This is a genomic window from Streptomyces sp. NPDC007162, assembly GCF_040634175.1.
Taxonomy (GTDB): domain Bacteria; phylum Actinomycetota; class Actinomycetes; order Streptomycetales; family Streptomycetaceae; genus Streptomyces.
Window position 1 is genome coordinate 1 of record NZ_JBEYFC010000915.1, and the last position, 2,026, is coordinate 2,026.

Consider the following 2,026-nt stretch of genomic DNA (forward strand, 5'->3'; position numbering starts at 1 on the left):
GGGCCAGGGTGGGACCGCAGGCCACTCGGCGGGCGAAGTTCCCGGCATGGCTCAGGAGTTCGTCGTCCGGGACGAGGCGGTTGATGACACTAGTGATCTCGCCCGTCATGTACGACGAGTAACCGGAGGCCAGGAACACGATGACGTTGGCGACCTCCCACGGCTCGGCGTACCGGCCGAAGGCCTCCCGCGCGGTCAGTTCTTCCAGCAGTTCAGGCGTGGTCACCTTCACCAGGTGGGGGTGCATGGCGAGGCTCGGCGCGACGGCGTTGACCCGGACCCCGAACTCGGCGGCCTCCAGCGCGGCGCACCGGGTCAGTGCCATCACCCCCGCCTTCGCGGCGGCGTAGTGCGCCTGCCCGCGCTGCGCCCGCCAGCCGACCACCGAGGCGTTGTTGACGACGACCCCGCCGCCACCGGCGGCCTTGAGCCGCCGCAGGGCGGCACGCGTGCACCGGAACGTGCCCCCCAGTGTCACGTCGAGGACCCGGTTCCACTGCTCGTCGCTCATGTCGACGAGATCGGCGGTGCCGCCGAGACCGGCGTTGTTCACCACGATGTCCAGCCGCCCGTGCCGCTCCTCGGCGAGGTCGAACAACGCGGCGACCTGCTCCTCGTCGGTGACGTCACAGGGCAGCGAGGCGACCCGGTCCGCCCCGAAGGCGTCGGTGAGTTCGGCCACGGAGTCCTTCAGCCGGCGCGCGTGCGCATCCGATACGACGACGCTCGCACCCTCCTCCAGCAGCCTGCGCGCGGTCGCCCCGCCGATGCCGGCACCGGCGGCCGCGGTGATGACGGCGCCACGTCCTGCCAGGAGCTGATGGCCGGGTACGTAGGGCGGCGGGGAGGTGGTCACGGGCGGGCCTCCTTGGGCAGGCCGAGGACGCGCTCGGCGATGATGGTCCGCTGGATCTCGTCGGATCCGGCGTAGAGGGTGTCGGCACGCGAGAACAGGAACAGCCGCCGCCAGTCGGTGAGGTCGTACGGCTCGCCCGGCCGCCGGCATGGCGTCGGCACCGCACACGTCCATGGCGTGTTCGCCCAGTTCCCGGTGCCAGGCCAGCCGCCCCGGGCTGCCCGACGACATGCCCGGCCGCCGTACGCGCTCCGTCGAAGAACACGTGGGTCGGCGAGGTCCAGATCTTCTGCCGGGTGACCGCCCATTCCTCGCCGTCGCGCACCGCACGGGTGTGCACGTTCGCGAGGTCCGATCCGGCGTCCGGCTCGCTGTGGCCCTGGCACCACAGCACCTCGACGGCAACGATCGGCGGCAGGAAGCGGTCGCGCTGTTCGGGTGCACCGAAGGCGATGAGGGTGGGGCCGAACAGCTGCTCGCCGACGGGGTTCACCCGGGCGGCCGCGTCGGCGAGCGCACACTCCTCGTGCAGCGCCACCTGTTGCCGTGAGATGGGCACGCCGCCAGGCGCGGAACTCGGTGCGGAAGTCTTCGACGCTGCTCATGAGCGGCTCCGGTCGGCTCTCGACGGCTGACACCTCGTAGGCTAACCTACCAAACACTTGTTAGAAAAGGAGGGGGCGGATGTCCGCTGCCCGTACCGAGGCCAGGGTCGTCGTCCTGGCGGGGGAGGGAAAGCACTTCTCCGCGGGACACGCCATCGGCACGCCCGAGCGGGACGCGCATCTCCCGTTCGAACGCACGGCCGGGCCGTGGTGGGACCATTCCGGCAGACGGGGCGCGGAGAGCCGCTTCGCCCGCGAGTCCGAGGCCCGCCTCGGCATGTGCCGCCGCCGGCGCGAACTGCCCAAGCCGTCGTTGAGTACTTCGCCCACGCGTGGGCGATGCCACCGCGCATGGCCAAGGAGTTCCTCCACACGGGCGACCGTATGAGCGCGCGTCGGGCCCACGAGGTGGGCATGGTCAACCGCATGGGTCTGGCCCTCACCGAGCGCGCCGTCAACCAGGCCGAGGACCTGCAGGGTCTGCACGCCGGTATGGACTCCGTCTTCGGACTGCACCACCTCGCCCACGCGCACAACGCGGAGACGGCGGCCGAGGGAGTCGGCC

Annotated in this window: 3 pseudogenes; 1 reads left to right on the plus strand and 2 read right to left on the minus strand. The window is 71.4% G+C overall.

Features of this window, described 5'->3' with window-relative positions:
- Window positions 1-76: 76 nt before the first annotated feature.
- Together ABZ646_RS45745 and ABZ646_RS45750 are read right to left on the minus strand one after the other, a co-directional pair.
- Window positions 77-856 (minus strand): annotated as a pseudogene (locus ABZ646_RS45745) (SDR family oxidoreductase); the annotation flags it as partial.
- Window positions 853-1,400: pseudogene (locus tag ABZ646_RS45750) on the minus strand (acyl-CoA dehydrogenase family protein); the annotation flags it as partial. The pseudogenes ABZ646_RS45750 and ABZ646_RS45745, both read right to left, overlap by 4 nt.
- A gap of 158 nt (window positions 1,401-1,558) precedes the next feature.
- Here ABZ646_RS45750 and ABZ646_RS45755 point away from each other — a divergent pair.
- Window positions 1,559-2,026, plus strand: a pseudogene (locus ABZ646_RS45755) (enoyl-CoA hydratase); the annotation flags it as partial.